Genomic DNA, 25,125 nt, shown 5'->3' on the forward strand with positions numbered 1-25,125 from the left:
GGAGGTGATTGCTGTGAGGAGGTGTGAGGCCGCCGACCTGGCGACCCGCTCGGCGGATAGGTTCACGGGTATGACGACCACATCGCAAGAAGCCTTCCTGCGGGCCTTCCACGCCGAGCGGCCGGCGGTGACGGTGGACGCGTTCGCCGGTGGCCGTGCGCCGGACGGCCGGTCCAGCTACGAGATCTTGTGCGACCGGGTCGCCGGACACGGTCGGGTGCTGGATCTCGGTTGCGGCGACGGCCTGTTGCTCGAACTGCTCGCCCGGACCGAGGGACGCCGGCCGGCCGGGGTGGACCTCTCCCCGGAAGCCCTGGCGCTGGCACGACGCCGGCCGCTGCCCGCCGGGACGACGCTGTCGGAGAGCCGGGCCCAGCACCTGCCCTTCGCCGACGACACCTTCGACGCCTGTGTCTCCCACATGGCGCTGATGCTGATGGGCGAGGTGGAACAGGTGGCCGCGGAAGTGGCCCGGGTGCTGCGTCCCGGAGGCATGCTGGCCTGCGTGATCGGCGGCGGAGCCGTGGGCGGTGAGGCGTACGAGCTGTTCATCGGGCTGTTGCGGTCCGCGATCGAGACGGCTCCCGCCGAGCAGCGCATCCCCGCTCTCGGGGACAGGAGGACCCGCAGCCGTGCGGGGCTCGACAGCGTTCTCGCGCCGGCGGGATTCGGTCCGGTCGACTGGGAGACCGTCCCCATCGACCTGAGCGGACCGGTCGAGCAGGTGTGGGACGCCCTGGCGGGTGTCTATGACGTCGGCCCGCTCGACGCGGCCACCGTGGAGTCCCTGCGTGCGGCCTTCCTCACCGGGGCGAAGAAACTCACGGCGCCGAACGGGGTCGTCCCGTGCGGGATGAACGTGCATCTCGTGACGACGAATCTGACGGGGAACACGGAGACGAATCCGGAGACGCATCTGGCAGCGCATCCGGAGACGAATCCGGCGGCCGAAACCGCTACTGCTTGAGCGCCGCCATCGCGATGCGCAGGGCGACCGGATTCATCTCCTCGCCCTTCGCGTCCGTGGCGTTGACCGAGTAGACGAGCGTGCGGGAGAGATCGCGGGTGGCCGCCATGACCGCCGTGTATCCGTACCGCCCGCCCGACTTGAGCCAGTAGACCCGCCCGCCGTACTCGAAGCGCTGGAGCCCGGCGCTCATGGTGGCCCCGTCGATGCCCGACGGAACCGTGAACATCTCCTTCAGCTGCGGCTCCGGGACCAGCTGGCCACGGAAGAGGTGGGTGGTCAGCCGCTCCAGGTCCGCCGTGGTGGAGATCATGTCGCCCGCCGCCCAGCGGTCCGCCTGGTTCCACTCGGTGACGTCGACGAACTCCGTCGTGCCGTCCGCCCGCTTCACCGCCTGGTAGCCGAGGTTGTGCGGACCCCGGATGCGCGGATCGGTACCGGGGAAGTACGTGTGCAGCATCCCGGCGGGCCGCAGCACGCGCCGGGTGGCCTCGGAGGCGTACGAGTGCCCCGTGACCTTCTCGATCAGCATGCCGAGGATCGTGTAGTTGATGTTCAGGTAGTGCTGCCGCTTGCCGGGGCGGAACTCCGGCCCCTTCGCCACCGCGGAGGCGACGACCTGCTGGGGCGTGAGGGTGTCGAAGCGGTGCGCGTACACGTCCTCGAAGGAGTCGCCGAAGCCGTCACCCGCCTGGATCCCGCTGGTGTGGTTCAGCAACTGGCGTACGGACACGGGCTTGAAGGCGGGCGACAGCAGCCCGGGGAGATAGCGCTGTACGGGCGCGCCCAGATCGACCTTGCCCTCGGCCGCGAGCCGCAGCACGACCGCCGCCGTGACCACCTTCGTCGTCGAACCGGCCCGGAAGAGCGCGTCCGGGTCCGCCGCGCGGCCGCTCGCCAGGTCGTGCACTCCGCCGCTCCCGAGCCAGCGGCCGTCGGTGCCCCCGACCCGTACGAGCGCGGCCGTCGCGTCGGCGTCCGGCAGTCCCGTGAGCGCGGCGCGCAGGGCGGCGGCGTCCGGTCCGGTTGTGACCGTGGCTGCCGTTGCTGCCGTGGCCGTCCGTGGCGCGGTGGAGGACGCGGCGACGGCGGGCGCGGCCAGCGGGCCGGCCGCCAGGCCCAGCACGAGGGCGGTGGCGACGGCCGTGACGGTTCGGGTACGGGCGGGCATCTGCGGCTCCTGGTGTGGACGGGACGGTGAGATCATCCTGCGGTCGCCCACCCGTTCGCGGATCCTCCCCGAGGACGGCCCGGTCCCCGGCGCCGACCCGGATCAACTGCCTCTCTACGTAAGGGTGTTGTGGGGGATCGCCCTTAGGTGGGAGCGGCGGAAGTTCCGAAGGCGGGGAAGGTCAAAAAACTGTTATCGCGGAGGGCGGCCCTCCGTCTCCTGGGTGTCAGGGCCCGACGAACGGCTGTGATCCGCGACATAGCGCGCGGACACGCTCGCCGAGGTGGGGGATCCTGCACTCCCGCCCGTGCGCGCCAAGTGGCACGGGCGGTCACCGTGGCATCGGAGGGACGTACGTGGACGGGCGGCAGTGGCGCCCCATCATCGGGGCCGCGCAGGCCGGCGACCGGCGCGCCCTCGACGAACTCGTCGCGGGCTGGCTCCCGCTCGTCTACAACATCGTGGGCCGCGCCCTGAACGGCCACGCGGACGTCGACGACGTCGTGCAGGAGACCATGCTGCGCGCCGTCGACAACCTCGGCTCGCTGCGCGACCCGGACAGCTTCCGGTCCTGGCTGGTCGCCATCACGATGCGGCAGATACGGGAGCGCTCGCGCCGCCGAACGGCCGAGCCACTGGCCGACGGCGCCGGTGAACAGGCCGCCGACTTCGCCGAACTGACCGTACTGCGGCTCCAGTTGGAGGGGCAGCGGCGAGAGGTCGCGGAGGCGGTGCGCTGGCTCGACGACGAGGACCGCCAGTTGCTCTCGTTGTGGTGGCTGGAGGTCGCGGGCGAACTCACCCGGCGCGAGCTGGCGGCGGCGGTCGGGATCAGCAGGCAGCACGCGGCGGTGCGGGTGCAGCGGATGAAGCAGCGGCTGGAGATCGCGCGGGACATCGTGCGGGCGCTCGACGGCCACCACCCCGGCGCGGGCAACTCCCCCTGCCCCGACCTGCGGTTGGTGACCGCCCGCTGGGACGGGCGGCCCGACTCGGTGTGGCGCAAGCGACTGGCCCGGCACATCCGGGGCTGCGCGTACTGTTCGGGCGCCCGCGAGGCCGTCGTACCGGCCGAACGCCTCCTCGTCGGGATCGCTCTCGTCCCGCTGCCGGTCGGCTTCACGCTGTCGCTCGCGCTCGGCGGCAAGACGGCGGTCGCCGCCACCACCGTCGGCTGGTCCGCCAAGGTCCTCGGCCTGCTCACCAAGCCCGCCGTCGCCGTCACGGCCGGCGCCACCCTCGCGGCGGGCGGCCTGTACGTCGTCACCCGGGCGCCCCACGACCCGCCCCCGGCCCTCGCCGCGCCCACGGCGGCGAGCACCGCACGCCCACCGTCGGGACGTACGGGAGAGCCGTCCGCCTCCGCGACCCCCTCACCGTCCCCCTCCGCCTCCCCGTCCCCCTCACCCTCGCCCTCGCCCTCGAAGACCCGCGTCCAGCTGTACGGCACCGTCGTCGACGCCGTCGACCGCGCGCCCGCCTCGAGCGCGCTCCCGGGGACGCTGCCCCGGCGCGCCGAGAAGGGCGTCAGCGCCACCGGCGCGCCCGCCACCGGCCTCACCCACCGCGGGGAGACGGTCACCCTCAGCGGGCAGGGCTACTTCCGGGTCCGCTGGCAGGTCCTGCCCCAGCAGCGCACCGGCGCCCTGCTCATGCCGACCTGGACCGGGCTGAGCGGCAAGCTCTTCCACGTCGCCTCGGGCGGCGGTCACCGCATGGACGACGTGCAGTCGGGCTCGGCGGACGGCACGACCTGGATGGGCGGCCCGTCCGTGGGCTACGCCGTCCTGCCCTCCGGCACCCAACAGATGTGGCAGAACGAGTACTTCTGGATCGACGGCAGCGTCACCCTCCACCAGAACGAGGGCCCCGCCGACTACAACCTCTTCGTCCAGACCTCGACCTGGGACAAGGTGACCGAGGACGTCCGCACCGGTCCCGCCCAGGGCGTGATCCGCTACGGTCTCGTCCGCGACAACGGCGAGGACACCGCCCCTGTGCCGCAGTATCTGACCCGCTCGACCCCCGCCGACCCGGCGACGGTGAGCCCGCGCTCGCAGGTCACCTCCTGACCGCGCCGCCCGTGTTTCCCCCTCAGGCCTTGCGCAGCGCGCACAGCGCGTCGATGCGGTTCGTGGTGATCGAATCCACCCCCATGTCCAGCAGCCGGCGCATGGAACGGCGGGTGTCGGGAGTCCAGACGGAGAGCAGATGGCCGCCGCGGTGGACCCGGGCCGTGAGAGCGCGGTCGACCAGGCTGAAGCGGTAGTTGAGCCAGCGCGGCCGTACGGCGTCGAGGACGGCCGGGCGCGGCGGTGCGACGCTCGTCCAGGTCAGCGCGATCTCGGCGGCGGGGTCGGCGGCGCGCACCGCCAGCATGGCCGGGGCACCCGCGCAGTAGTACACCCGGTCCTGGGCCCCGCACTCACGGATGACCTCGACGATCCGGCGTACGGCCGCGCCGTCGGGCTCTCCCGGCAGATCGACCATGATCCGGGTGTCCTTGGTCGCCTCGAGGGCCTCCGCGAGCGTCGGCACCCCGCCGTCCGTCAGCCCGCGCACCTCGTCCGAGGAGAGCGACCTGAGCGGCCGCTCCAGCTCCCACAGCCGTTTCAGTGTCTCGTCGTGCAGCAGCACGGGCACCTTGTCGCGGGTGAGCCGTACGTCGATCTCGACCACGTCCGCGCCCAGTTGGAGCGCGGAACGCAGCGAGTCGATGGTGTTCTCGCGGACGCGATAGGGGTCGCCGCGGTGGGCCACGGCAGTCACGGTGCGCATGGGCCCATTGTGCTGGTCGCTCAGGGCGTGAGCCACGCCGAGGCGTAGGTGTCGATCTCCTCGGTGAGGCGCGTCTTGCCGGCCGGGTCGAGGAAGGACGCCTGCACCGCGTTCTTGGCGAGCGCGGCGAGGCCGAGTTCGTCGAGGTCGAGGAGACGGGCGGCGACCGCGTACTCGTTGTTGAGGTCGGTGCCGAACATCGGCGGGTCGTCGGAGTTGATCGTGACGAGGACGCCGGCCCGGGTGAACTCCTTTATGGGGTGCTCGTCGAAGGTGCGCACCGCGCGGGTGGCGATGTTGGAGGTCGGGCAGACCTCCAGCGCGATGCGGTGCTCGGCGAGGTGGGCGAGCAGCTTGGGGTCCTGCGCGGAGCTGGTGCCGTGCCCGATGCGCTCGGCGCGCAGTTCGTTCAGCGCGTCCCAGACGGTCTCCGGCCCGGTCGTCTCACCCGCGTGCGGCACCGAGCGCAGTCCGGCCGCGATCGCCTGGTCGAAGTACGGCTTGAACTGCGGCCGCGGTACGCCGATTTCGGGCCCGCCGAGTCCGAAGGAGACCAGACCCTCAGGACGCAGCCGGTCGTCGGTCGCGAGTCGCAGGGTCTCCTCGGCCGCCTCGAGTCCCGCCTCGCCGGGAATGTCGAAGCACCAGCGCAGGACGACGCCGAACTCGGCCTCCGCCGCCTTGCGGGCGTCCTCGATGGCGTCCATGAAGGCGCGCTCGTCGATGCCGCGGCGGGTGGAGGACCACGGGGTGATGGTCAGCTCGGCGTAACGGACCTGCTGCCGGGCCATGTCCCGGGCGACCTCGTACGTCAGCAGCCGTACGTCCTCGGGGGTGCGGATCAGGTCGACGACGGACAGGTACACCTGGATGAAGTGGGCGAAATCGGTGAACGTGAAGTAGTCCGCGAGGGCCTCGGGGTCCGTCGGTACCTGGGAGTCGGGGTGGCGGGCGGCGAGGGTGGAGACGATGCGGGGGGAGGCGGATCCGACGTGGTGCACGTGCAGTTCGGCCTTGGGCAGTCCGGCGATGAAGGTGTGCAGGTCGCGGACGCCCTCGCGGGTGCTGAGCTGGTCGGTCAAGGATTCCTCCCCGGAACGGCGCCCCCGGACCGTGGTCGGGCGACGCGGGTGATCGGCTGATCGGTGATTCGGGGATCATCGTAGGCCGCCCCTCACGGGGTGAAGCCCCGGGCCGTAGCATGACGGCAGGTACGACAGAGGAGGGGACCTCACGCATGTCCGACGACGCGCAGGTGCCACAGGTGCCGCAGGACGCCGCCGCGACCCCGTGGGCATCCCCGGACCAGCCGGCTCCGCCGCCGACGCAGATCGACGTGCCCTTGGCCGTCGGTTCCGAGGACGCGATACCCGGCGGGAACCCCCAGCCGGGTTCCCCGCCCGGCGGCGCCCCGGACAACAGCGCCGGACCGCGACCCGAGCCGAACCCCTGGGCCCCGCCCGTGGACCAGGCGCCCTCGCACGCGCCCGGTGCCCCCACACCCCCCTCGGTGCACAACCAGCCGACGGTCGTCGCCCTCCCCGGAACGAGCGCCCCCGGACACCCCCACCCCCAGTCCCCGCCCCAGTCCTGGGACACCCCCTTCGCGTCTCCCGCCGCCCCACCCTCGCCCCACCCCCGGCCCGCCCCCGGTGAGCCGGTTCCCCCGCCGCCCATCGCTCCCGAGGGCCCCGGCCAGGCCCCGTACGGCTATGGATACGGCTACCCGGCCTACCCCACGCCGGGACCCGGCTACCCGGGCGCCCCCGGCTACGGCTGGCCGATGATGCACCCGGTGCCGAGCAACGGCATGGGCACCGCCGGGCTGGTGCTCGGCATCATCTCGGCCGTCGTGTTCTGTCTGTGGCCGGTCGCGATCATCCTGGGGATCCTCGCGGTGATCTTCGGCGTGCTGGGGCGACGCAGGGCGCGCCGCGGCGAGGCGAACAACCCCGGTCAGGCGCTGGCCGGGATCATCTGCGGAGCGGTCGGCATCGCGCTCGGCATCGCGATGATCGTGGTCTTCTTCGTCCTCCCGGACGACAGCGGCGACAGCGACCCGTTCAGCGGAGACGACGGCTACTCCACTTCACTCGTCGTGCCGCACCCCGGCTAGATCACCAACGGCTCCCGCACCTGAACCAGTCGTCCCCCAGGAGCCGCTCCCGACTAGTCGTCCCCCAGGAGCCGCTCCCGCGCCTCCATCAAGGCGAATCCCAGCAGGTTCGGTCCCCGCCACCGTTCGGGATCCGCCGCCCGCTCGTCGTCCGCCGCGAGCCCTATGCCCCAGACCCGGTCCATGGGGCTGGCCTCGACCAGCACCCGCGTGCCCGTGCCCAGCAGGAACGCGCGCAGCTCGGGATGGGCGGCGAACTTGTGCACGCTGCCCTCGACGACGATCCCGAAGCGCTCGCGCTCCCAGGTCGCCTCGTCGAAGCCGCGCACGAGCCGCCCCACCTTCTTGGCGAGCGCGGGGCTGGACGCCTCGATCGCGCGCCGCTGCGCCTCCGCGTCGCCGAAGAGCCGTGCCTTGCCCGCCATCATCCAGTGCTCGGCCGTCGCGTAGGTGACACCGTCCACCACGAACGGTGACGGCCACCACTGGCTCAGACAGCTCGCACTCACCTGACCGTCCGGTCGCGGGCGATGCCCCCAGAAGTGCAGGTACTTGACCCTCGCCCCCGAGCGGACCGCGCTGACCAGCGCTTCCCAAGAATCGATCTTCGCCATGCACGCCACTGTGGCACGCACCACTGACATTCCGTCCCGCCTTTTCCATGGGGACTCGACACCTGGTCGACAGATTCCGTCGCGTAACCAAAAGGCAACAACGGAATCACTTGTTGGAGTCCCTTAGCTCTGTCAGGATCGGCACTCAAATCGGGCTGGAGCTACGCCCACCCCCGCGGCAGCGGGGTGAACGGCGGAGGAGAGCGACATGCACAATCCGGGCCATCGCTTCCAGGCGCAGGACCGCTTCGCGGACGGCGCGCAGTACATCGCGGGCCGGCTGACCAAGGGCACCTCGGGCCGTATGCACGCGGTCGTCGACCCCGCCACCGGCGAGGAGGTCTACACGTACGAGCTGGCGAGCACCGTCGACGTGGACGCGGCCGTCGCCGCCGCCCGTGAGGCGTTCCCCGGCTGGGCGGGCGCCACCCCCGGCGAGCGCTCGGACGCCCTGTACCGCTTCGCCGCCGTACTCGCGGACCGCGCCGAGGAGTTCGCCCGGGCGGAGTCGCTCCAGTGCGGAAAGCCCCTCAAGCTGACCCGCGAGTTCGACGTGCCCGGCACCATCGACAACATCGCCTTCTTCGCGGGCGCGGCCCGGCATCTGCAAGGGCAGTCCGCGGGCGAGTACTCCGGCGACCACACCTCGTACGTACGCCGCGAGCCCATCGGTGTCGTCGGCTCCATCGCGCCCTGGAACTACCCCCTCCAGATGGCCGCCTGGAAGATCCTCCCGGCGATCGCCGCGGGCAACACGATCGTGCTGAAGCCCGCCGAGCTGACCCCGCTGACCTCGCTCCTGTTCGCCGAGGCCGCCACGGCGGCGGGCATCCCGGACGGCGTGATCAACATCGTGACCGGGGCCGGCAGGGACGCCGGCGAGCACCTCGTCGGCCACCCCGACGTGGCGATGACCTCCTTCACCGGATCCACCGCGGTCGGCAAGCGCGTCGCCGAGATCGCCACCTCGACCGTCAAGCGGCTCCATCTGGAGCTGGGCGGCAAGGCTCCCTTCGTGGTCTTCGACGACGCGGACCTGGACGCGGCCGTGAACGGCGCGGTCGCGGGCTCGCTCATCAACAGCGGGCAGGACTGCACGGCCGCCACGCGCGCGTACGTACAAAGGCCCCTCTACGAAGAGTTCGTGTCCAGGACGGCCGCCCTGATGGCGAGCGTCCGCCTCGGCGACCCGTTCGCGTCAGGCACCGACCTCGGCCCGCTGATCTCGCACGCCCAGCGCGACCGCGTGGCCGGATTCGTCGACCGGGCCCGCGGCTACGCGCGCGTGGTGACCGGCGGAGAGATCCCCGAAGAGCTCAAGGAGGGCGCCTACTACCGGCCCACGCTCGTCGCCGACGCTCCTCAGGACAGCGAGATCGTGCAGTCCGAGATCTTCGGTCCCGTCCTGGTGGTGCTCCCCTTCGACAGCGACGACGAGGGAATCCGGCTCGCCAACGACACTCCGTACGGTCTCGCCGCCTCCGCGTGGAGCCGGGACGTGTACCGGGCCAACCGCGCGACCCGCGAGATCAAGGCGGGCTGTGTGTGGGTCAACGACCACATTCCGATCATCAGCGAGATGCCGCACGGCGGCTACAAGGCGTCCGGCTTCGGCAAGGACATGTCGGCGTACTCGTTCGAGGAGTACACCCAGATCAAGCACGTCATGTTCGACAACACCGCGGTCGCCAGGAAGGACTGGCACCGCACGATCTTCGGGGACCGGCCCTAGTCGATCCGGAGTCGGCCGCGCGCCGGCTTCCGACTATCGCCGAGTGGCAGACCAGGCCGCGAGACCACGGCCGCGACCCTTCCGAAAGGGCATCACGAGCATGGAGCAGTACGAGCCCGACCGCCTCTCCCCGGCCCAAGTGGCCGCCATGCGGCGCAGTTTCAGGAACGGCAGAGCCGCGCTCAGCCGCCGCTCGCTGCTGCGCGCCTCCGCGGGCGGCGCGCTCGCAGTCGGCGGCCTCGGCGCGCTGAGCGCCTGCGGGATCCCGGCCGCGGGCAAGACCCAGGGCGGCGTCTCCGCCGAGGACCACTCGGCCAAGGAGAAGACGATCAACTTCTCCAACTGGACCGAGTACATGGACGTCGACGACAGCGGGAAGCACCACCCGACGCTCGACGCGTTCACCAAGCGCACCGGCATCTCGGTCAAGTACACCGAGGACATCAACGACAACGTCGAGTTCTTCGGCAAGATCAAGCCGCAGCTCGCCGCGGGCCAGGACACCGGGCGTGACCTGATCGTGGTCACCGACTGGCTGGCCGCCCGGCTGATCCGCTTCGGCTGGGTGCAGAAGCTCAACGCCTCCAACCTGCCGCACGCGTACGCCAACCTGTCCGCCCAGTTCCGCAGCCCCGACTGGGACCCGGGACGCGCCTACTCCTACCCCTGGCAGGGCATCTCGACCGTCGTCGCCTTCAACAAGAAGGCGTTGGACGGCATCGAGGTGAAGTCGGTCTCCGACCTGCTCGACAACCCCAAACTCAAAGGGCGCGTCGGCTTCCTCTCGGAGATGCGCGACAGCATGGGCATGACGCTGCTCGACATGGGCAAGGACCCGGAGAAGTTCACCGACGACGACTTCGACGCGGCGATAGCCCGCCTCCAGAAGGCCGTCGACAAGGGCCAGATACGCCGCTTCACCGGCAACGACTACACGTCCGACCTCACCAAGGGCGACCTCGCGGCCTGTGTCGCCTGGGCGGGCGACATCGTCCAGCTCAAGGCGGACAGCCCGGACGTGGACTTCATCATCCCGGACAGCGGCTATCTGACGTCCACGGACAACATGCTGGTCCCCAACAAGGCCCGTCACAAGACGAACGCCGAACGGCTCATGGACTACTACTACGAGCCCGGTCCGGCCGCACAGCTCGCCGCGTACATCAACTACGTCTGTCCCGTCGACGGGGTCAAGGACGAGCTTGCGAAGATCGACAAGTCGGCGGCGGACAACCCGCTGATCCTCCCTGACAAGGCCATGGCCGCGAAGTCCCACGCCTTCCGCTCCCTGACGCAGAAGGAAGAGACGGCCTACGAAGAGAAGTTCGCCAAGCTCACCGGGGCGTGACGCCTCCGGCGGCTGAGCGGTGGCGGTGGTCCGGCCGGGCCGCCCGGGCGGTTGCCCGGGGGCCCAGGAGACCTGCGCCGGCTCCGCCGCGCGGCCCCCGACCGGCGCGGCGACCGCGGTCCGCCCCGGACACCCCTACGACCCCGACATCCAGGGACCACACCATGACGACAGACAACGGCGGCGACGTCCGCCTCTCCGGGATCAGCAAGACGTACGGCTCCTTCACGGCCGTCCACCCGCTCGACCTGACCGTCCCCGAGGGCTCCTTCTTCGCCCTTCTCGGGGCGTCCGGCTGCGGCAAGACCACCACCCTGCGGATGATCGCGGGCCTGGAGGAACCTTCCTCCGGCACCGTCTTCCTCGGCGACCAGGAAGTGACCCACCTGCCCCCGTACAAGCGGCCGGTGAACACCGTCTTCCAGTCCTACGCCCTCTTCCCGCACCTCGACATCTTCGAGAACGTCGCCTTCGGTCTGCGCCGACGTGGCATCAAGTCGGTGAAGAAGCAGGTCGAGGACATGCTGGAACTCGTCCAGCTCGGCGAGCAGGCCCGCAAGAAGCCGCACCAGCTCTCCGGCGGCCAGCAGCAGCGCGTCGCCGTGGCCCGCGCCCTGATCAACCACCCCAAGGTGCTGCTCCTCGACGAGCCGCTCGGCGCCCTCGACCTCAAGCTGCGCCGTCAGATGCAGCTGGAGCTCAAGCGCATCCAGACCGAGGTCGGCATCACCTTCGTGCACGTCACGCACGACCAGGAGGAGGCCATGACGATGGCCGACACGGTCGCCGTGATGAACGCGGGCCGCGTCGAGCAACTCGGCGCCCCCGCCGACCTCTACGAGAACCCGCAGACCACGTTCGTCGCCAACTTCCTCGGTACCTCGAACCTCATCGAGGCCGCCGTCGACGGCAAGGACGGCGACGACATCGTCCTGGCGGCGGGCGGCGGCAAGCTGGTACTGCCGCAGGCGCGATGTTCGGCGCCCACGACGACCGGCGGCAAGGTCCTGGTCGGAGTCCGCCCAGAGAAGATATCCCTCACGCACATCGACGACGCGGGCGAGATCCCGGGCGGGCGCAACCGGATCACCGGCAGGATCGCCGACTCCAGCTTCATCGGCGTCTCCACGCAGTACGTCATCGACAGCGCCGTCTGCCCCGAGTTCGAGGTCTACTCCCAGAACATCGACCGCGACGCCCGGCTCACCCCCGGCGCCGAGGTGGTCCTGCACTGGAGCCCGGCGCACACCTTCGGCCTCGACGCGGCGCAGGACATCGACGCCGGCGTGGAAACGGTCGAGGAGGAGGCCGCCTGATGGCCAGCGTCACCGAGGCGCCACTCCTCGCGCCGCAGTCCGACAAGAAGCCGCCCCGCAAGCGTGGCCGCCTCGTCCCGTACTGGCTGCTCCTGCCCGGCATCCTCTGGCTGCTGGTCTTCTTCGCGCTGCCGATGGTCTACCAGGTCTCCACGTCCGTGCAGACGGGCTCCCTGGAAGAGGGCTTCAAGGTCACCTGGCACTTCCAGACGTACTGGAACGCGCTGGCCGACTACTGGCCCCAGTTCCTGCGCTCGGTGCTGTACGCGGGTGCCGCGACGATCCTGTGTCTGGTGCTCGGCTACCCGCTGGCGTATCTGATCGCCTTCCGCGCGGGCCGCTGGCGCAACGTCGTGCTGATCCTGGTCATCGCGCCGTTCTTCACCAGCTTCCTCATCCGCACGCTCGCCTGGAAGACGATCCTCGCGGACGGCGGCCCGGTCGTCGGCGCTCTCAACACCCTGCACGTCCTGGACGTCACCAACTGGCTCGGCTTCACCTCCGGCGACCGCGTCCTGGCCACACCACTGGCGGTGGTCTGCGGCCTCACGTACAACTTCCTGCCCTTCATGATCCTGCCGCTCTACACCTCGCTGGAGCGCATCGACGGACGCCTCCACGAGGCGGCGGGCGACCTGTACGCGAAGCCCTTCACGACCTTCCGCAAGGTCACCTTCCCGCTGTCGATGCCCGGCGTGGTCTCCGGCACGCTGCTGACCTTCATCCCGGCCAGCGGTGACTACGTGAACGCCGACCTGCTCGGCTCCACGGACACCCGGATGGTCGGCAACGTCATCCAGACGCAGTTCCTGCGGATCCTCGACTATCCGACGGCCGCCGCGCTCTCCTTCATCCTCATGGCCGCGATCCTCATCATGGTCACCCTCTACATCCGCAAGTCCGGGACGGAGGATCTGGTCTAAATGGCCTTCGTACGCTGGTTCAAGCGGAATCTCGTCGTCATCGGTGGACTGCTGACGCTGGGATATCTGCTGCTGCCCAATGTCGTCGTCACGGTGTTCTCCTTCAACAAACCGAAGGGGCGCTTCAACTACGAGTGGCAGCAGTTCTCCCTCGACGCCTGGCGCGATCCGTGCGGGGTCGCCGACATGTGCGGCTCGCTCTCGATCAGCCTCCAGATCGCCGTCTGGGCGACCATCGGGGCCACGATCCTCGGCACGATGATCGCCTTCGCCCTCGTCCGCTACCGCTTCCGGGCGCGCGGCGCGGTGAACTCGCTGATCTTCCTGCCGATGGCGATGCCCGAGGTCGTCATGGCCGCTTCGCTGCTCACCCTGTTCCTCAACCTGGGTGCTCAGTTGGGTTTCTGGACGATCCTGATCGCCCACATCATGTTCTGCCTCAGCTTCGTCGTGACGGCCGTCAAGGCGCGCGTGATGTCGATGGACCCGCGCCTGGAGCAGGCGGCACAGGACCTCTACGCCGGCCCGGTGCAGACGTTCCTGCGCGTCACCCTGCCCATCGCGGCCCCCGGTATCGCGGCGGGCGCGCTGCTCGCCTTCGCGCTCTCCTTCGACGACTTCATCATCACCAACTTCAACGCGGGTTCGACCGTCACCTTCCCCATGTTCGTGTGGGGTTCGGCGCAGCGCGGAACCCCCGTTCAGATCAATGTCATCGGTACGGCCATGTTCATCGTCGCCGTACTGTTCGTCCTGGCCGGAATGGTCATCAGCAACCGCCGCAACAAGCAAAAGGCATAGTAAAAGGCATCGCGGAAGGCATCACCCACAGAGAAATTTCGGTGGGTAATTCAGCTGTAGGGAGTTGAAATCATGGCCCCAAGCGCCATGACCCGTTGGACCACGTCTCTTTCCGAAGCCCAGCCGGTTCCGTACTGGCTGGACGACCCCGGCAAGCCCCACCCCGAGCCCGCCCTCACCGGCGCCGAGACCTGCGACCTGCTCGTCGTCGGCGGTGGCTACAGCGGACTGTGGACCGCGCTGATCGCCAAGGAGCGCGACCCGCAGCGTGAGGTGGTGCTCCTGGAGGGCCGCGAGGTGGGCTGGGCCGCCTCGGGCCGCAACGGCGGCTTCTGCGCCGCGTCCCTGACCCACGGCCTGGCCAACGGACTCACCCGCTGGCCGGACGAGATCGGGAAGCTGGAGGAGCTGGGCGCCCGCAACCTCGACGAGATCGAGGCGGCCGTCGCCCGCTACTCCCTCGACTGCGACTTCGAGCGCTCCGGCGAGATCGACGTCGCCACCGAGCCGCACCAGGCGGCCGAACTCCGCGAGTGGCACGAGGAACTGCGGGAGCGGGGCCTGGCGGACGGCATCGAGTTCCTGGACGCCGACGCGGTCCGCGAACAGGTCGACTCGCCGACCTTCCTCGCGGGCCTGCACGACCGCCGCGGCGTCGCCATGCTCCACCCCGCCAAGCTCGCCTGGGGTCTCAAGCGGGCCTGCCTGCGACTCGGGGTGCGGGTGTACGAACACACGCCCGCGCTCGCCCTGAAGGCGTACGGCGCCGGCATGGCCGTACGCACCCCGTACGGTTCCGTCCGCGCCCGCAAGGTGGCGCTCGCCACCAACATCTTCCCGAACCTGGTCAAGCGGGTGCGCGCGTACACCGTCCCGGTCTACGACTACGCGCTGATGACCGAACCCCTGACCGCCGACCAGCTGGCGTCCGTCGGCTGGAAGAACCGGCAGGGCCTCGGGGACTCGGCGAACCAGTTCCACTACTTCCGGCTCTCCGCCGACAACCGCGTCCTGTGGGGCGGTTACGACGCGATCTACCCGTACGGCGGCCGGGTGCGCGCCGAGTACGACGACCGCCCGGAGACGTACGCGAAGCTCGCCGGGCACTTCTTCACCTGCTTCCCGCAGCTGGAGGGCGTCCGCTTCACCCACGCCTGGGGCGGTGCGATCGACACCTGCTCGCGCTTCTCGGCCTTCTTCGGCACGGCGCACCACGGAAAGGTCGCGTACGCGGCCGGGTACACGGGCCTGGGTGTGGGCGCGACCCGGTTCGGCGCGGACGTGATGCTCGACCTGTTGGCGGGGGAGCGCACCGAGCGCACGGAGCTGGAGATGGTCCGCAAGAAGCCCCTGCCCTTCCCGCCCGAGCCCTTCGCCTGGACCGGCATCGCGCTCACCAAGTGGTCGCTGGCGCGGGCGGACGCGCACGGCGGGCGGCGCAATCTCTGGCTGAAGACGATGGACAAGCTGGGGCTGGGCTTCGACAGCTGAGCCGCTCCGGCGGGGCGTGCGCCGCCGTGGCTGAGCCGCTCCGGCAGGGCGTGCGCCGCCGTGGCTGATCCACAGGCGTACGCCCAGCTCACCCACTGTGATCCGGCTCACCACCAACAAGTGGCGGAACCCGCGTAATGCCCGGCCCGAACCTCCCTCCCCTCTGTGGCGCGACCAGCGTCCACACGAGGTGAAAGGGAGGTTCCGCCATGACAGGGGCCAAGACGGCGGTCGAGTGGCTGGCATCCGTGGCGCCGGATCCCGAGGCCTGCCGCCGGGAATGGGAGCGCAATCCGACGGGGATCGCGCTGCTGCCGGCCGGCAGGCTCTGGGACGTACTGATCCTGCCGGGTGAGCTCGGCTATCCCACGCTCGACGTGCTGACCCGGGTGATCGACCAACTCGGCCCGGTGCTCGTCGACTTCGGCGACGCCCGGATGGGTTTCCTCGTGCCGCCCGGCACCGCGGCGCGCTGGCTCGGCACGGGGGTGCGCACGGCGGGGCGCGGGACGTGGATCGTGGTGCCGTACCCGGGGCGGAGCACTCGCGGGGTCCGCTGGCTGATCCCGCCGGACGGCACCGGCACGCTCACCGATCCGGCGCTGCTGGAACTGGCCATGCACGAGGCGGCGGCGGGCATCGCCGGAAACGAGGGTCGATAGCCGCCACGGGGACGGACCCCGGTAACGGCCAAAGGTCTTGACAACAGGATTGGTCTGGACCAAGTTGGGCGCGCTCCACCCTCCTGAATCCCCCCATGCCCGGAGGCAGTTGTGGATCGCACCGAACGCACCAGACCGTCCACGCGGCAAAGGCTGCTCGCCGTGTGCACGGCCACCGTTCTGGCCGTACCCGGCCTCGCCGCACTCTCGTCGGCCGCCCGTGCGGCCGACGCGGACCTGGTCAGGAACGGCGGATTCGAGGCGGGCCTCGACGGCTGGACCTGTACGGCGGGCGCCGTCGTCAACTCGCCGGTGCGCAGTGGCGGTTCGGCGTTGCGGGCGACCCCGGCCGGCAATGACTACGCGCAGTGCTCCCAGACGGTGACCGTCAAACCCGACTCCCAGTACACCCTCGCCGGATACGTCCGGGGCAGTTATGTCTACCTCGGCGCGAGCGGCACCGGCACCACCGACGTCTCCACCTGGACCCAGTCCGCACCCGACTGGCAGCAGCTCGGCACCACCTTCCGCACCGGCCCGTCCACCACCAGGGTCACCCTCTACACCCACGGCTGGTACGGCACCGGCGCGTACTACGCCGACGACGTCTCCCTCGTGGGCCCCGGCGCCGACCAGGGGCAGCCCCCGGCCTCGCCCACCGGCCTGGCCGCCGGCGCGGTCACGTCCTCCACCGTCGCCCTGTCCTGGTCACCGGTCACCGGCGCGACGGGCTACGCCGTCTACCGCGACGGGGTGAAAGTCCAGACGGCCACCGGCACCTCGACCACCGTGAGCGGCCTCGCGCCCTCGACGGCGTACGCCTTCCAGGTCACGGCGGTGAACGACGCGGGGGAGTCGGCGAAGTCGGCGACGGTCACGGCGACGACGTCCACGGGCTCGGGAGGCTCCACCGGACACGCCCTCGTCGGATACCTCCACGCGAGCTTCGCCAACGGCTCCGGATACACCCGCATGTCCGACGTCCCCGACAGCTGGGACATCATCGACCTGGCCTTCGGTGAGCCGACCTCCACCACCTCCGGCGACATCCGCTTCACCCGCTGCCCCGTCACCGAGTGCCCGACCGTCGAGAGCGACGCCGACTTCAAGGCCGCGATCAAGGCCAAGCAGGCGGCGGGCAAGAAGGTGCTGATCTCGATCGGCGGCCAGAACGGCCAGGTGCAGCTGACGACGACGGCCGCCCGCGACACCTTCGTGTCCTCCGTCTCGAAGATCATCGACACCTACGGCCTGGACGGCCTGGACATCGACTTCGAGGGCCACTCGCTCTCGCTCGACGCCGCCGACACGAACTTCAGGAGCCCGACCACACCGGTGATCGTGAACCTGATCTCGGCCCTGAAGACCCTGAAGGCCAAGTACGGCTCCGCGTTCGTCCTGACGATGGCCCCGGAGACCTTCTTCGTCCAGCTCGGCTACCAGTACTACGGCACGGGCAAGTGGGGCGGCCAGGACCCCCGGGCCGGCGCCTACCTCCCCGTCATCTACGCCCTGAGCGACGACCTGACCCTGCTGCACGTCCAGGACTACAACTCCGGCTCGATCATGGGCCTCGACAACCAGTACCACTCCATGGGCGGCGCGGACTTCCACATCGCGATGACCGACATGCTGCTGACCGGCTTCCCGGTCGCGGGTGACGCGAACAACGTCTTCCCGCCCCTGCGTCCCGACCAGGTGGCGATCGGCATGCCGGCGTCGACGAACGCGGGCAACGGCTACGTGGCGCCGTCCGAGGTCACCAAGACCCTGGACTGCCTGACCAGGAAGACCAACTGCGGCTCGTACACGACCCACGGCACCTGGCCGGGACTGCGCGGCCTGATGACGTGGTCGATCAACTGGGACCGCTACGGGAGCTGGGAGTTCCAGCGGACCTTCGACGGCTATTTCGGCTGAGGGCCGTTCCGGCCGAGGAGGAGCCGGAGCGAGACCAGCAGCACCGTGCACAGGCACCAACTGGCCGCCACGTCCAGCGGCCAGTGGTAGCCCCGCCGGATCAGGCCGAAGGCGACACCCAGGTTGAGGGCGAGACAGCCGATGAGCAGGGCGCGGCGGGCCCCGGCGCGCCGCAGCCATGGAATCAGCATCAGGGCCGCACCGCCGTACGCGATGACGGCGGTGGCGGTGTGGCCCGAGGGGTAGAAGCCCGTGCCCGGGCCCATGACCGGTGGGCCCGGCCGGGCGACCAGTTCTTTCAAAGGCACGATCAATGCCGGTACGAGCGCCATCAGGGCCGCCGTCGCGAGGGACGGCAGCCACCAGCGCTCCCGCCCGGCCGCACGGGCCCGCCACGCCACGTACCCGAGCACGACGGCCAGGACCGGCACCGCGACGGTGACATTGCCCAGGTCGGCCAGCAGTTCGGAGACGCGGTCGGGGTGAACGAGACGGTCGCTGAGGCGTTCGTCCGCGCGGGCGAGGGGGCCGTGGGCCGCGACCTGCCAGGTGATCAGCGCGAAGAGGAGGGCCGGAAGGCCGAGGAAGCCGAGAGGTCCGAAGAGGCCGCGACGTCCGAGGAGGAAGGTCGGCCGCCCCGGAACAGGGGGGGTAGTTCCGAGGCGGCCGTCCAGATCGGGTCGTCGCGCGCCCCGGGGGGTTTGGGGCGAGCGACTGTCCGATCGGTGAGGAGATCCGGAGCCGGAAGCTCCGGGTGTGTGCGCGAGGGCACGACCAGGGCGAAGCTGGGGAGGCCTCGACCCGGTGTCACCCACAGTCCCCTGTGGGCGGGGTGTATCTCTCATCTGGGTAGAACCTACGGCAGGGGATCCGGCTCCGACAGACGGAATCGCGTCCCGTCATGCACCTCGCACACGTTCTTCACACGCTCTGACCCCGGTCGCCGCAGCCCCGGAACCAAGCGGAATCCGCTCGGGGCGGCCGTCCTGGGTCCGGGGCTGGGGCGGGTGGGGCGTCAGATACGGGCGAAGGCCTGCTCGATGATGTCGAGGCCCTCGTTCAGCAGGTCCTCGCCGATGACCAGCGGCGGCAGGAAGCGGAGGACGTTGCCGTAAGTGCCACAGGTCAGGACCAGCAGGCCCTCCTGGTGGCAGGCCTTGGCCAGCGCGGCGGTCGCCTCGGCGTTCGGCTCCTTGGTGGCGCGGTCCTTGACCAGCTCGATGGCGATCATGGCGCCACGGCCACGGACGTCGCCGATGACGTCGAACTTCTCGGCCATCGCGCCGAGGCGGGCCTTCATGACGGCCTCGATGTTCTTCGCCTTGGCGTTGAGGTCGAGCTCCTTCATCGTCTCGATCGCGCCGAGCGCGCCCGCGCAGGCCACCGGGTTGCCGCCGTAGGTGCCGCCCAGGCCGCCCGCGTGCGCGGCGTCCATGATCTCGGCGCGGCCCGTCACGGCGGCGAGCGGCAGACCGCCCGCGATGCCCTTGGCGGTGGTGATCAGGTCCGGGACGATGCCCTCGTCCTCGCACGCGAACCACTGGCCGGTGCGGCAGAAGCCGGACTGGATCTCGTCCGCGACGAAGACGATGCCGTTGTCCTTGGCGAACTTGCTGATGGCGGGCAGGAAGCCCTTCGCGGGCTCGATGAAGCCGCCCTCGCCGAGCACCGGCTCGATGATGATCGCGGCGACGTTGTCGGCGCCGATCTGCTTGTTGATCATGTCGATCGCCTGCGCGGAGGCCTCGGCGCCGGCGTTCTCCGGGCCGGTCAGCCAGCGGTAGCCGTAGGCCACCGGCACGCGGTAGACCTCGGGCGCGAACGGGCCGAAGCCGTGCTTGTACGGCATGTTCTTGGCGGTCAGCGCCATCGTGAGGTTCGTACGGCCGTGGTAGCCGTGGTCGAAGACGACGACGGCCTGGCGCTTGGTGTACGCACGGGCGATCTTGACGGCGTTCTCGACGGCCTCGGCGCCCGAGTTGAACAGGGCCGACTTCTTGGCGTGGTCACCCGGGGTCAGCTCGGCCAGCGCCTCGGCGACGGCGACGTAGCCCTCGTACGGCGTGACCATGAAACAGGTGTGGGTGAAGTCCTGGAGCTGCGCGGAGGCGCGGCGTACGACGGCCTCGGCGCTCGCGCCGACGGAGGTCACGGCGATGCCGGAGCCGAAGTCGATCAGACGGTTGCCGTCGACGTCCTCGATGATGCCGCCGCCGGCGCGCGTGGTGAAGACAGGGAGCACCGAACCCACACCGGCCGCGACCGCGGCGAGGCGTCGGGCCTGCAGTTCCTGCGACTTCGGGCCGGGGATGGCGGTGACGACGCGGCGCTCCTGCGGAAGTGCGGTCATGAGGGGCTCCCTGGTGATCTTGCGAACCGGACGGTCCCCGCGGCGGACGGGGTGTGCCGGGCGGGGTGTTTTCGGACTCTTGACTTCTTTCTTCGCAGGCTAGGGCCGGGAACGGAGGGTCGGCATGCTCCATGTGGGCGTTGTCGGAGGAATCCGTTGTCCGCGGTGGACATAGAGGGGCGAGGGACCGGCGGTCCCGGTCCGTCACCGGTCCCTCGCCGGTCCGCCGCCGCTGCGCCCGGGCAAGGTGCGGACCCGGCCGCGTAAACGGTGAACTCCCCCCGCAGGGGCACTAGATTGACTCGCGGACGAAGCACGGAGCGGCTGGTCAGGGGGCAGGGCGATGGACAGCGACGGGACGCAGGACGCGCGGGGTGGGCATACCGGTGCCGTGCCGGGACCCGCCGTGCCGCCGCCACCCGGTAGGGCACCCGCGTCTCCGCCACCCGGGGTACCCCCGGTGCCGAGGGGGACACCGCCACGACCCGCGGGTCTGCCGTCGGTGCCGGAGCAGTCCCCGGCCCCCCGGCCCACCGTCGCCGACTGGCTCGAGAGGCCGCGACCCGCCGCCGGACCCGGGATCTGGCGGTACGGATACCGGGTGCGTCGCCCGTCGAAGGGGCGGGAGCGGCTCTCGCCGGTCACGATCGTCGGGCTCGCCGTCCCGCTTGTGGTGGCACTCGTCGTGTGGTCGCTGTGGCGCCACGGCAGCGTCCCCTACATGTGGGTCGTGCTGAAGGTGTTCACACCGGACGACTGGTGGTGGAGCGGCACCACCTCGCCCAAGGCGTGGCAGGGAGCGGAGGCCATCGAGGTCTACAACGGGGTCTTCTTCGGCGTGCTGGTGTACACCATGGGCCGGCTGGGGAGCTGGCCCGAGGTCGTCCGCCATTACGTCACCGCCCGGCCCCAGCCCTTGCGCGCCGCCCTCGCCGCGCTGGGCGCACTCATCGCGCTGACGTTCGTCTTCCCGGACGCCTTCCCAGGCGTCGGCTGGGACGCCCTGCCGGTCGTCGCCCCGCTGTTCTCCCTCGTCGCCCTGGTCTCCGGCGGCTACGACCTGTTCAGGTCGCAGCTGATCACCGACGGGCTCTACGCGTTGATCACCCTGCTCGTCCTGTGGCCGTTCGCCCGGATCGGTGCCTGGCGCAGATACGCCAGGGAGTGGCTCGCCGCCCGAGCCGCGCGCAACGAGGCGCAGGAGGCCGGCACCGCGAAGTTCGCGCCGGACCTGCCCGCCGCCCAGTGGCCCGAACTCCGTGACGCCGGACAGCACGAGGCGGCGGACCTGCTCACCGCCGAAGTGCTCGGCGGCCGGATGAACGACGTGGACTGCGCCCGGGTGCGGCGCGCGTGGGCCACGGCGAAGTGGGACGCCACGCGCCTGGCCGCCTTCGTCGACACCGTGCTGCGACGGGGCGGGGCGGCCTGGACGCATCCCTCCGGGGCCCGGGACCTGCCCGCGCGCACCGCGGCGCACGACGTGCTCGTGGGACAGGTGCGCATCGGACGGTGGACGACCGGGGACCGTACCCCGGAGGCCTACGACGGCGGGGGCGCGGCCCTCGACCCGGAGGCCCTGGGCACCTCCCTGCTCGCCGTCGGTCCTTCCGGCTCCGGGAAGACCCGGCACCTGGTCGGACCCGTCGTCGAGTCGCTCGCCCTGCAGGCACTCACCGGGCGGTGCGCCGTCGTCGCGGTCGCCGCCGCCGGGACGCCGCTCGGCCCGGACTCGGCCTTCGACGTCGTGGTGAAGATCGGCGACCCCGCCTCCGTCCACGACCTCGATCTGTACGCGGACTCCGACGACCCCGACGAAGCCGCCTCCTTCCTCGCCGAAGGGCTGGCCGGGGACCTCGACGCGGTGGCCGGCCAGCGGGCCACCACCGCGCTCGCCCAACTCCTCGGCCCCTACCGGGCGGTGCACGGCACGTTCCCGCCCATGCCCGTCCTGCGGGAACTCCTGGAAGGCGTACCGGAGGCCCTGACCGCCCTGCACGAAGCCCTCTTCGGGCCGCAGCACGCCGGGATGCGCCGCGAACTGGAAGCCCGTATGCGGCAGGTCGGCAGTCCGGCCGACGCGGGCCCGGCGCTCGCCGACCGGCTGGCGCTCCTGGACCGGCCGGCCTTCGCCGACTTCTTCGGCGCGGGCGGCAGCACCCGCGCCTTCTCGCTGCGCGCCGTGGCCCACCACCCGCTGCGGGTGCGGATCGACCTGCCCGAGCACGGACACGAGGAGGCAGCCCGGCTGCTCGCCCGGCTCGTACTGGCCCAGTTCACCGCCGTCGTCCGCGGCGGCGAGCGCCCGCACTTCGTCTGTCTGGTCCTCGACGACGCCACCGGAACGCTGACCCCCGACTCCGTACGCCGTATCCAGCGCCTGCGCTCCCAGAACGCGGGGGTGGTGCTCGCCCTGCGCACGATCGGCGACATCCCCGAGGCGCTGCACGGACCGCTGTACGGGGCCGTGGGCTGCCGGATGGCGTTCTCCGGCGTCACGACCTGGGACGGCAGCCGCTTTGCCCACGCCTGGGGCACGGAGTGGGTCGAGACCCGTGACGTGGCCAAGCACACCGTCTTCGCGGACCAGCCGATGACCCGGGCCATCCACGCCCTGCGCAAGCTGGTCACCGGAAAGGCCGTCACCACGGACGCGGTGACCATAAGGAAGGTCGAGCGGGAGCGGTGGTCGGCGTCCGAGCTGGCGCACGAGGTGCCGCCGGGGCACGCGGTGCTGTCGCTCACCACGGTGGAGGGAGAGCACGCGCCGCCGTTGCTGGTGGATCTACGGAGCTGAGCCGTCGGGACCGTCCGCGGGGGCGGGGGCGGGGGCCAGTGGGTCGACCAGGACGTCTGGACACAAGGTCACCGGCCCACCGTACGGTGAGGCAGAATCGACATAGGTCGTTCATACGTTGCGGCCAAAAGATCACACTGCCCGTGACCGTCGAAGATCCTGTGAAGACCTGAAGGTCCCATGCGCCCCACGCTCGCCTCGATCGTCCACCACTCCGCGCTCAAGCTGACCGTGCGGGCGGGCGAGGACCGTCTGGACGTGCCCGTCCGCTGGGCCCACGTCAGCGAGCTCGCCGACCCCGTGCCGTACATGGAGGGCGGGGAACTGCTGCTGATCACCGCGCTCCAGCTGGACGCGGAGGATCCGGACGTCATGCGGCGCTATGTGAAGCGGCTGGTGGGAGCCGGCGTCGTCGGGCTCGGCTTCGCCGTCGGGGTCAACTACGACGAGATCCCGAAGGCCCTGGTCGACGCGGCGGAGGAAGAGGGCCTGCCGCTCCTGGAGGTCCCCCGCCGCACCCCCTTCCTGGCCATCAGCAAGGCCGTGTCGGCCGCGATCGCCGCGGACCAGTACCGGGCCGTGACGGCGGGCTTCGCCGCGCAGCGCGAACTGACGAAGCAGGCCCTGAACGACGGCCCCGAGGGGCTGCTGTCGGCGCTCGCGGGCCAGGTGGACGGCTGGGCGGCCCTGTACGACGCGTCCGGCGCCGTCGTCGCCACCGCGCCCGAGTGGGCCGGACGGCGCGCCGCACGCATCACCTCCGACGTGGAACGGCTGCGCGAGCGCCCCGCGCCCGCCAGCTCCGTCGTCGGCGGCGAGGACCGCGTGGAACTCCACTCCCTCGGCACCGGCCGCCGCCCCCGCGCCGCGCTCGCCGTCGGAACGGCCGCCGCCCTCGGCACCGCCGAGCGCTACGCCGTGCACTCCGCGATCGCACTGCTGACCCTCACCACCGAACGCTCACGGTCGCTGCACGCCGCCGAGCAGCGCATCGGGGCGGCGGTGCTGCGCATGCTGCTCGCCGGGCAGCCCGAGCACGCGCGCACCGTGGCCGGAGACCTCTACGGGGAGCTGCTCGACGCGCCCTTCCGGCTGATCCTCGCCGAGTCGGCGTCCGCTTCGGCGGCGCGGGCGCACGCGGACGGGCACGCGCGCGTGGCCGCCGCGAAACCGTCCAAGGCCCCCGTCGTGGTGCCCGACCCGACGAACGGCGACCCGCTCGGCGGGCTCGCCGAGATCGTCGAGTCCGCCGCCGCCCGCTCCGGTGAGTCCGTGCTCGTCGTGCCCGACGGGGAGCGGCTGGTCGTGCTCGCCGTGGACGGAGGCGCGGCGGTGACAGCCTGCGGGGAGTACGCGGCCGCGCTGGACGCCGCGCGGATCGCCACCCGGGAGCAGCCCGTGGGCGACGAGGACGAACTGGTCGTCGGACTGTCGGCCCCCGCAGGGCCGATCGCCGCGGCCGCCGCCTACAAGCAGGCCGAGCAGGCGCTGTCCGTGGCCAGGCGGCGGGGGCGGTCGCTGGTCGAGCACGAGGAGCTGGCCGCGGGGTCCGTGCTGCCGTTGCTCGCCGATGACGCGGTGCGGGCGTTCGCGGACGGGTTGCTCCGCCCGCTGAACGAGCACGACGCCACCGGGCGGGGGGATCTGGTCGCCTCGCTGCGGGCGTGGCTGTCCCGGCACGGTCAGTGGGACGCCGCCGCCGCGGATCTGGGTGTGCACCGGCACACCCTGCGTTATCGGATGCGACGCGTCGAGGAGATCCTCGGACGCTCCCTCGACGACCCCGACGTCCGCATGGAACTGTGGCTGGCTCTGAAGGCGACGGCGGCGGCGGGGGAGTAGGAACCCCGGGCGATCGCTTCGCCCGCGGTCCGGTGGGTGCTGTAGCCGAGACCTGGGGGCTCCGCCCCCAGCCCCCCCGGGTGGATTCTTCGTCCGCAGGCCGTCCGTGGCTGGTCGCGCAGTTCCCCGCGCCCCTGAGGCGGGGCTGCGCCCCGAGTGTCTCACTGGCTCGGATTCGTTTGGCTGCGGGCCGTCTGTGGCTGGTCGCGCAGTTCCCCGCGCCCCTGAGGCGGGGCTGCGCCCCGAGTGTCTCACTGGCTCGGATTCGTTCGGCTGCGGGCCGTCCGTGGCTGGTCG

At 71.1% G+C, this 25,125-nt stretch carries 18 protein-coding genes and 1 pseudogene; 13 read left to right on the top strand and 6 right to left on the bottom strand.

Annotated elements, in window-relative coordinates; genetic code table 11:
- The first annotated feature begins 70 nt into the window (after positions 1 to 70).
- Positions 71 to 967 (top strand): class I SAM-dependent methyltransferase, encoded by an 897-nt coding sequence (locus AQJ27_RS21555; protein ID WP_079065136.1) that lies wholly within the window; start codon positions 71 to 73, stop codon positions 965 to 967.
- Here AQJ27_RS21555 and AQJ27_RS21560 read toward each other — a convergent pair.
- A complete protein-coding gene (locus AQJ27_RS21560; protein ID WP_067371171.1) occupies positions 957 to 2,138 on the bottom strand; it encodes a serine hydrolase domain-containing protein in 1,182 nt (393 codons plus the stop codon). The two genes, AQJ27_RS21555 and AQJ27_RS21560, sit on opposite strands and share 11 nt — an antisense overlap.
- Before the next feature lie 356 nt (positions 2,139 to 2,494).
- Between AQJ27_RS21560 and AQJ27_RS21565 the strand changes: the two genes are divergently transcribed.
- The gene (locus AQJ27_RS21565) at positions 2,495 to 4,210 is read left to right on the top strand and encodes an RNA polymerase sigma factor (RefSeq protein ID WP_067371173.1); all 1,716 of its coding nucleotides are present in this window, start codon (positions 2,495 to 2,497) and stop codon (positions 4,208 to 4,210) included.
- Between the two features lie 22 nt (positions 4,211 to 4,232).
- On the opposite strand, the gene AQJ27_RS21570 is transcribed toward AQJ27_RS21565, so the two are convergent.
- Both AQJ27_RS21570 and AQJ27_RS21575 read right to left on the bottom strand, forming a co-directional pair.
- Positions 4,233 to 4,916, bottom strand: coding sequence for a glycerophosphodiester phosphodiesterase (locus AQJ27_RS21570; RefSeq protein WP_067371387.1), 684 nt, complete (start codon positions 4,914 to 4,916; stop codon positions 4,233 to 4,235).
- Positions 4,917 to 4,936: 20 nt separating this feature from the next.
- Positions 4,937 to 6,066: pseudogene (locus AQJ27_RS21575) on the bottom strand (adenosine deaminase).
- Between the two features lie 87 nt (positions 6,067 to 6,153).
- Here AQJ27_RS21575 and AQJ27_RS21580 point away from each other — a divergent pair.
- On the top strand, positions 6,154 to 7,032 hold the full coding sequence (locus tag AQJ27_RS21580) for a DUF4190 domain-containing protein (protein WP_079065137.1): 879 nt from the start codon (positions 6,154 to 6,156) through the stop codon (positions 7,030 to 7,032).
- A 53-nt stretch (positions 7,033 to 7,085) separates the two neighbouring features.
- Here AQJ27_RS21580 and AQJ27_RS21585 read toward each other — a convergent pair whose 3' ends face one another.
- Positions 7,086 to 7,676, bottom strand: coding sequence for an NADAR family protein (locus tag AQJ27_RS21585; RefSeq protein WP_067371177.1), 591 nt, complete (start codon positions 7,674 to 7,676; stop codon positions 7,086 to 7,088).
- Between the two features lie 178 nt (positions 7,677 to 7,854).
- On the opposite strand from AQJ27_RS21585, the gene AQJ27_RS21590 reads away from it, so the two are divergent.
- The 8 genes from AQJ27_RS21590 to AQJ27_RS21625 all read left to right on the top strand — a co-directional run bounded on the left by AQJ27_RS21590 (position 7,855) and on the right by AQJ27_RS21625 (position 17,839).
- Positions 7,855 to 9,378, top strand: a complete 1,524-nt coding sequence (locus AQJ27_RS21590; protein WP_067371179.1) for a gamma-aminobutyraldehyde dehydrogenase — start codon at positions 7,855 to 7,857, stop codon at positions 9,376 to 9,378.
- A gap of 100 nt (positions 9,379 to 9,478) precedes the next feature.
- Positions 9,479 to 10,726: a polyamine ABC transporter substrate-binding protein gene (locus tag AQJ27_RS21595; RefSeq protein WP_067371181.1), complete on the top strand. Its 1,248-nt coding sequence runs from the start codon at positions 9,479 to 9,481 to the stop codon at positions 10,724 to 10,726.
- A 164-nt stretch (positions 10,727 to 10,890) separates the two neighbouring features.
- Positions 10,891 to 12,042, top strand: a complete 1,152-nt coding sequence (locus AQJ27_RS21600) for an ABC transporter ATP-binding protein (RefSeq protein WP_067371183.1) — start codon at positions 10,891 to 10,893, stop codon at positions 12,040 to 12,042.
- On the top strand, positions 12,042 to 12,965 hold the full coding sequence (locus AQJ27_RS21605; protein WP_067371185.1) for an ABC transporter permease: 924 nt from the start codon (positions 12,042 to 12,044) through the stop codon (positions 12,963 to 12,965). Before AQJ27_RS21600 ends, AQJ27_RS21605 begins: the two co-directional genes overlap by 1 nt.
- A complete protein-coding gene (locus AQJ27_RS21610) occupies positions 12,966 to 13,766 on the top strand; it encodes an ABC transporter permease (RefSeq protein WP_067371187.1) in 801 nt (266 codons plus the stop codon). It abuts the gene before it with no gap.
- 72 nt (positions 13,767 to 13,838) lie between these two features.
- On the top strand, positions 13,839 to 15,257 hold the full coding sequence (locus tag AQJ27_RS21615; RefSeq protein WP_067371189.1) for an NAD(P)/FAD-dependent oxidoreductase: 1,419 nt from the start codon (positions 13,839 to 13,841) through the stop codon (positions 15,255 to 15,257).
- A gap of 209 nt (positions 15,258 to 15,466) precedes the next feature.
- A complete protein-coding gene (locus tag AQJ27_RS21620) occupies positions 15,467 to 15,919 on the top strand; it encodes a bifunctional DNA primase/polymerase (protein WP_067371191.1) in 453 nt (150 codons plus the stop codon).
- Positions 15,920 to 16,030: 111 nt separating this feature from the next.
- Positions 16,031 to 17,839, top strand: a complete 1,809-nt coding sequence (locus tag AQJ27_RS21625) for a chitinase (protein WP_067371193.1) — start codon at positions 16,031 to 16,033, stop codon at positions 17,837 to 17,839.
- On the opposite strand, the gene AQJ27_RS21630 is transcribed toward AQJ27_RS21625, so the two are convergent.
- Positions 17,827 to 18,684, bottom strand: a complete 858-nt coding sequence (locus AQJ27_RS21630) for a phosphatase PAP2 family protein (protein WP_079065138.1) — start codon at positions 18,682 to 18,684, stop codon at positions 17,827 to 17,829. The genes AQJ27_RS21625 and AQJ27_RS21630 overlap by 13 nt on opposite strands.
- Before the next feature lie 170 nt (positions 18,685 to 18,854).
- The gene (gene gabT, locus AQJ27_RS21635; protein ID WP_067371195.1) at positions 18,855 to 20,189 is read right to left on the bottom strand and encodes a 4-aminobutyrate--2-oxoglutarate transaminase; all 1,335 of its coding nucleotides are present in this window, start codon (positions 20,187 to 20,189) and stop codon (positions 18,855 to 18,857) included.
- Between the two features lie 343 nt (positions 20,190 to 20,532).
- Between gabT and AQJ27_RS21640 the strand changes: the two genes are divergently transcribed.
- Together AQJ27_RS21640 and AQJ27_RS21645 are read left to right on the top strand one after the other, a co-directional pair.
- Positions 20,533 to 22,986 (top strand): ATP/GTP-binding protein, encoded by a 2,454-nt coding sequence (locus AQJ27_RS21640; RefSeq protein ID WP_067371197.1) that lies wholly within the window; start codon positions 20,533 to 20,535, stop codon positions 22,984 to 22,986.
- A gap of 180 nt (positions 22,987 to 23,166) precedes the next feature.
- Positions 23,167 to 24,828 carry a PucR family transcriptional regulator gene (locus AQJ27_RS21645; RefSeq protein ID WP_067371199.1) on the top strand — a complete coding sequence of 554 codons (1,662 nt, stop codon included), beginning with the start codon at positions 23,167 to 23,169 and terminating at the stop codon, positions 24,826 to 24,828.
- The last annotated feature ends 297 nt before the right edge of the window (positions 24,829 to 25,125 follow it).

It is taken from the genome of Streptomyces olivochromogenes (assembly GCF_001514115.1).
GTDB classification, from domain to species: Bacteria; Actinomycetota; Actinomycetes; order Streptomycetales; family Streptomycetaceae; genus Streptomyces; species Streptomyces olivochromogenes.

Excerpts from the sequence above, each read along its gene's own strand:
- AQJ27_RS21615 (WP_067371189.1), top strand. The coding sequence starts at position 13,839 with ATGGCCCCAAGCGCCATGACCCGTTGGACCACGTCTCTTTCCGAAGCC.
- AQJ27_RS21580 (WP_079065137.1), top strand. The coding sequence starts at position 6,154 with ATGTCCGACGACGCGCAGGTGCCACAGGTGCCGCAGGACGCCGCCGCG.
- AQJ27_RS21555 (WP_079065136.1), top strand. The coding sequence starts at position 71 with ATGACGACCACATCGCAAGAAGCCTTCCTGCGGGCCTTCCACGCCGAG.
- AQJ27_RS21600 (WP_067371183.1), top strand. The coding sequence starts at position 10,891 with ATGACGACAGACAACGGCGGCGACGTCCGCCTCTCCGGGATCAGCAAG.
- AQJ27_RS21630 (WP_079065138.1), bottom strand. The coding sequence starts at position 18,684 with ATGAGAGATACACCCCGCCCACAGGGGACTGTGGGTGACACCGGGTCG.
- AQJ27_RS21560 (WP_067371171.1), bottom strand. The coding sequence starts at position 2,138 with ATGCCCGCCCGTACCCGAACCGTCACGGCCGTCGCCACCGCCCTCGTG.
- AQJ27_RS21645 (WP_067371199.1), top strand. The coding sequence starts at position 23,167 with ATGCGCCCCACGCTCGCCTCGATCGTCCACCACTCCGCGCTCAAGCTG.
- AQJ27_RS21620 (WP_067371191.1), top strand. The coding sequence starts at position 15,467 with ATGACAGGGGCCAAGACGGCGGTCGAGTGGCTGGCATCCGTGGCGCCG.
- AQJ27_RS21640 (WP_067371197.1), top strand. The coding sequence starts at position 20,533 with ATGGACAGCGACGGGACGCAGGACGCGCGGGGTGGGCATACCGGTGCC.
- AQJ27_RS21605 (WP_067371185.1), top strand. The coding sequence starts at position 12,042 with ATGGCCAGCGTCACCGAGGCGCCACTCCTCGCGCCGCAGTCCGACAAG.
- AQJ27_RS21590 (WP_067371179.1), top strand. The coding sequence starts at position 7,855 with ATGCACAATCCGGGCCATCGCTTCCAGGCGCAGGACCGCTTCGCGGAC.
- AQJ27_RS21570 (WP_067371387.1), bottom strand. The coding sequence starts at position 4,916 with ATGCGCACCGTGACTGCCGTGGCCCACCGCGGCGACCCCTATCGCGTC.
- AQJ27_RS21595 (WP_067371181.1), top strand. The coding sequence starts at position 9,479 with ATGGAGCAGTACGAGCCCGACCGCCTCTCCCCGGCCCAAGTGGCCGCC.
- AQJ27_RS21585 (WP_067371177.1), bottom strand. The coding sequence starts at position 7,676 with ATGTCAGTGGTGCGTGCCACAGTGGCGTGCATGGCGAAGATCGATTCT.
- AQJ27_RS21610 (WP_067371187.1), top strand. The coding sequence starts at position 12,966 with ATGGCCTTCGTACGCTGGTTCAAGCGGAATCTCGTCGTCATCGGTGGA.
- gabT (WP_067371195.1), bottom strand. The coding sequence starts at position 20,189 with ATGACCGCACTTCCGCAGGAGCGCCGCGTCGTCACCGCCATCCCCGGC.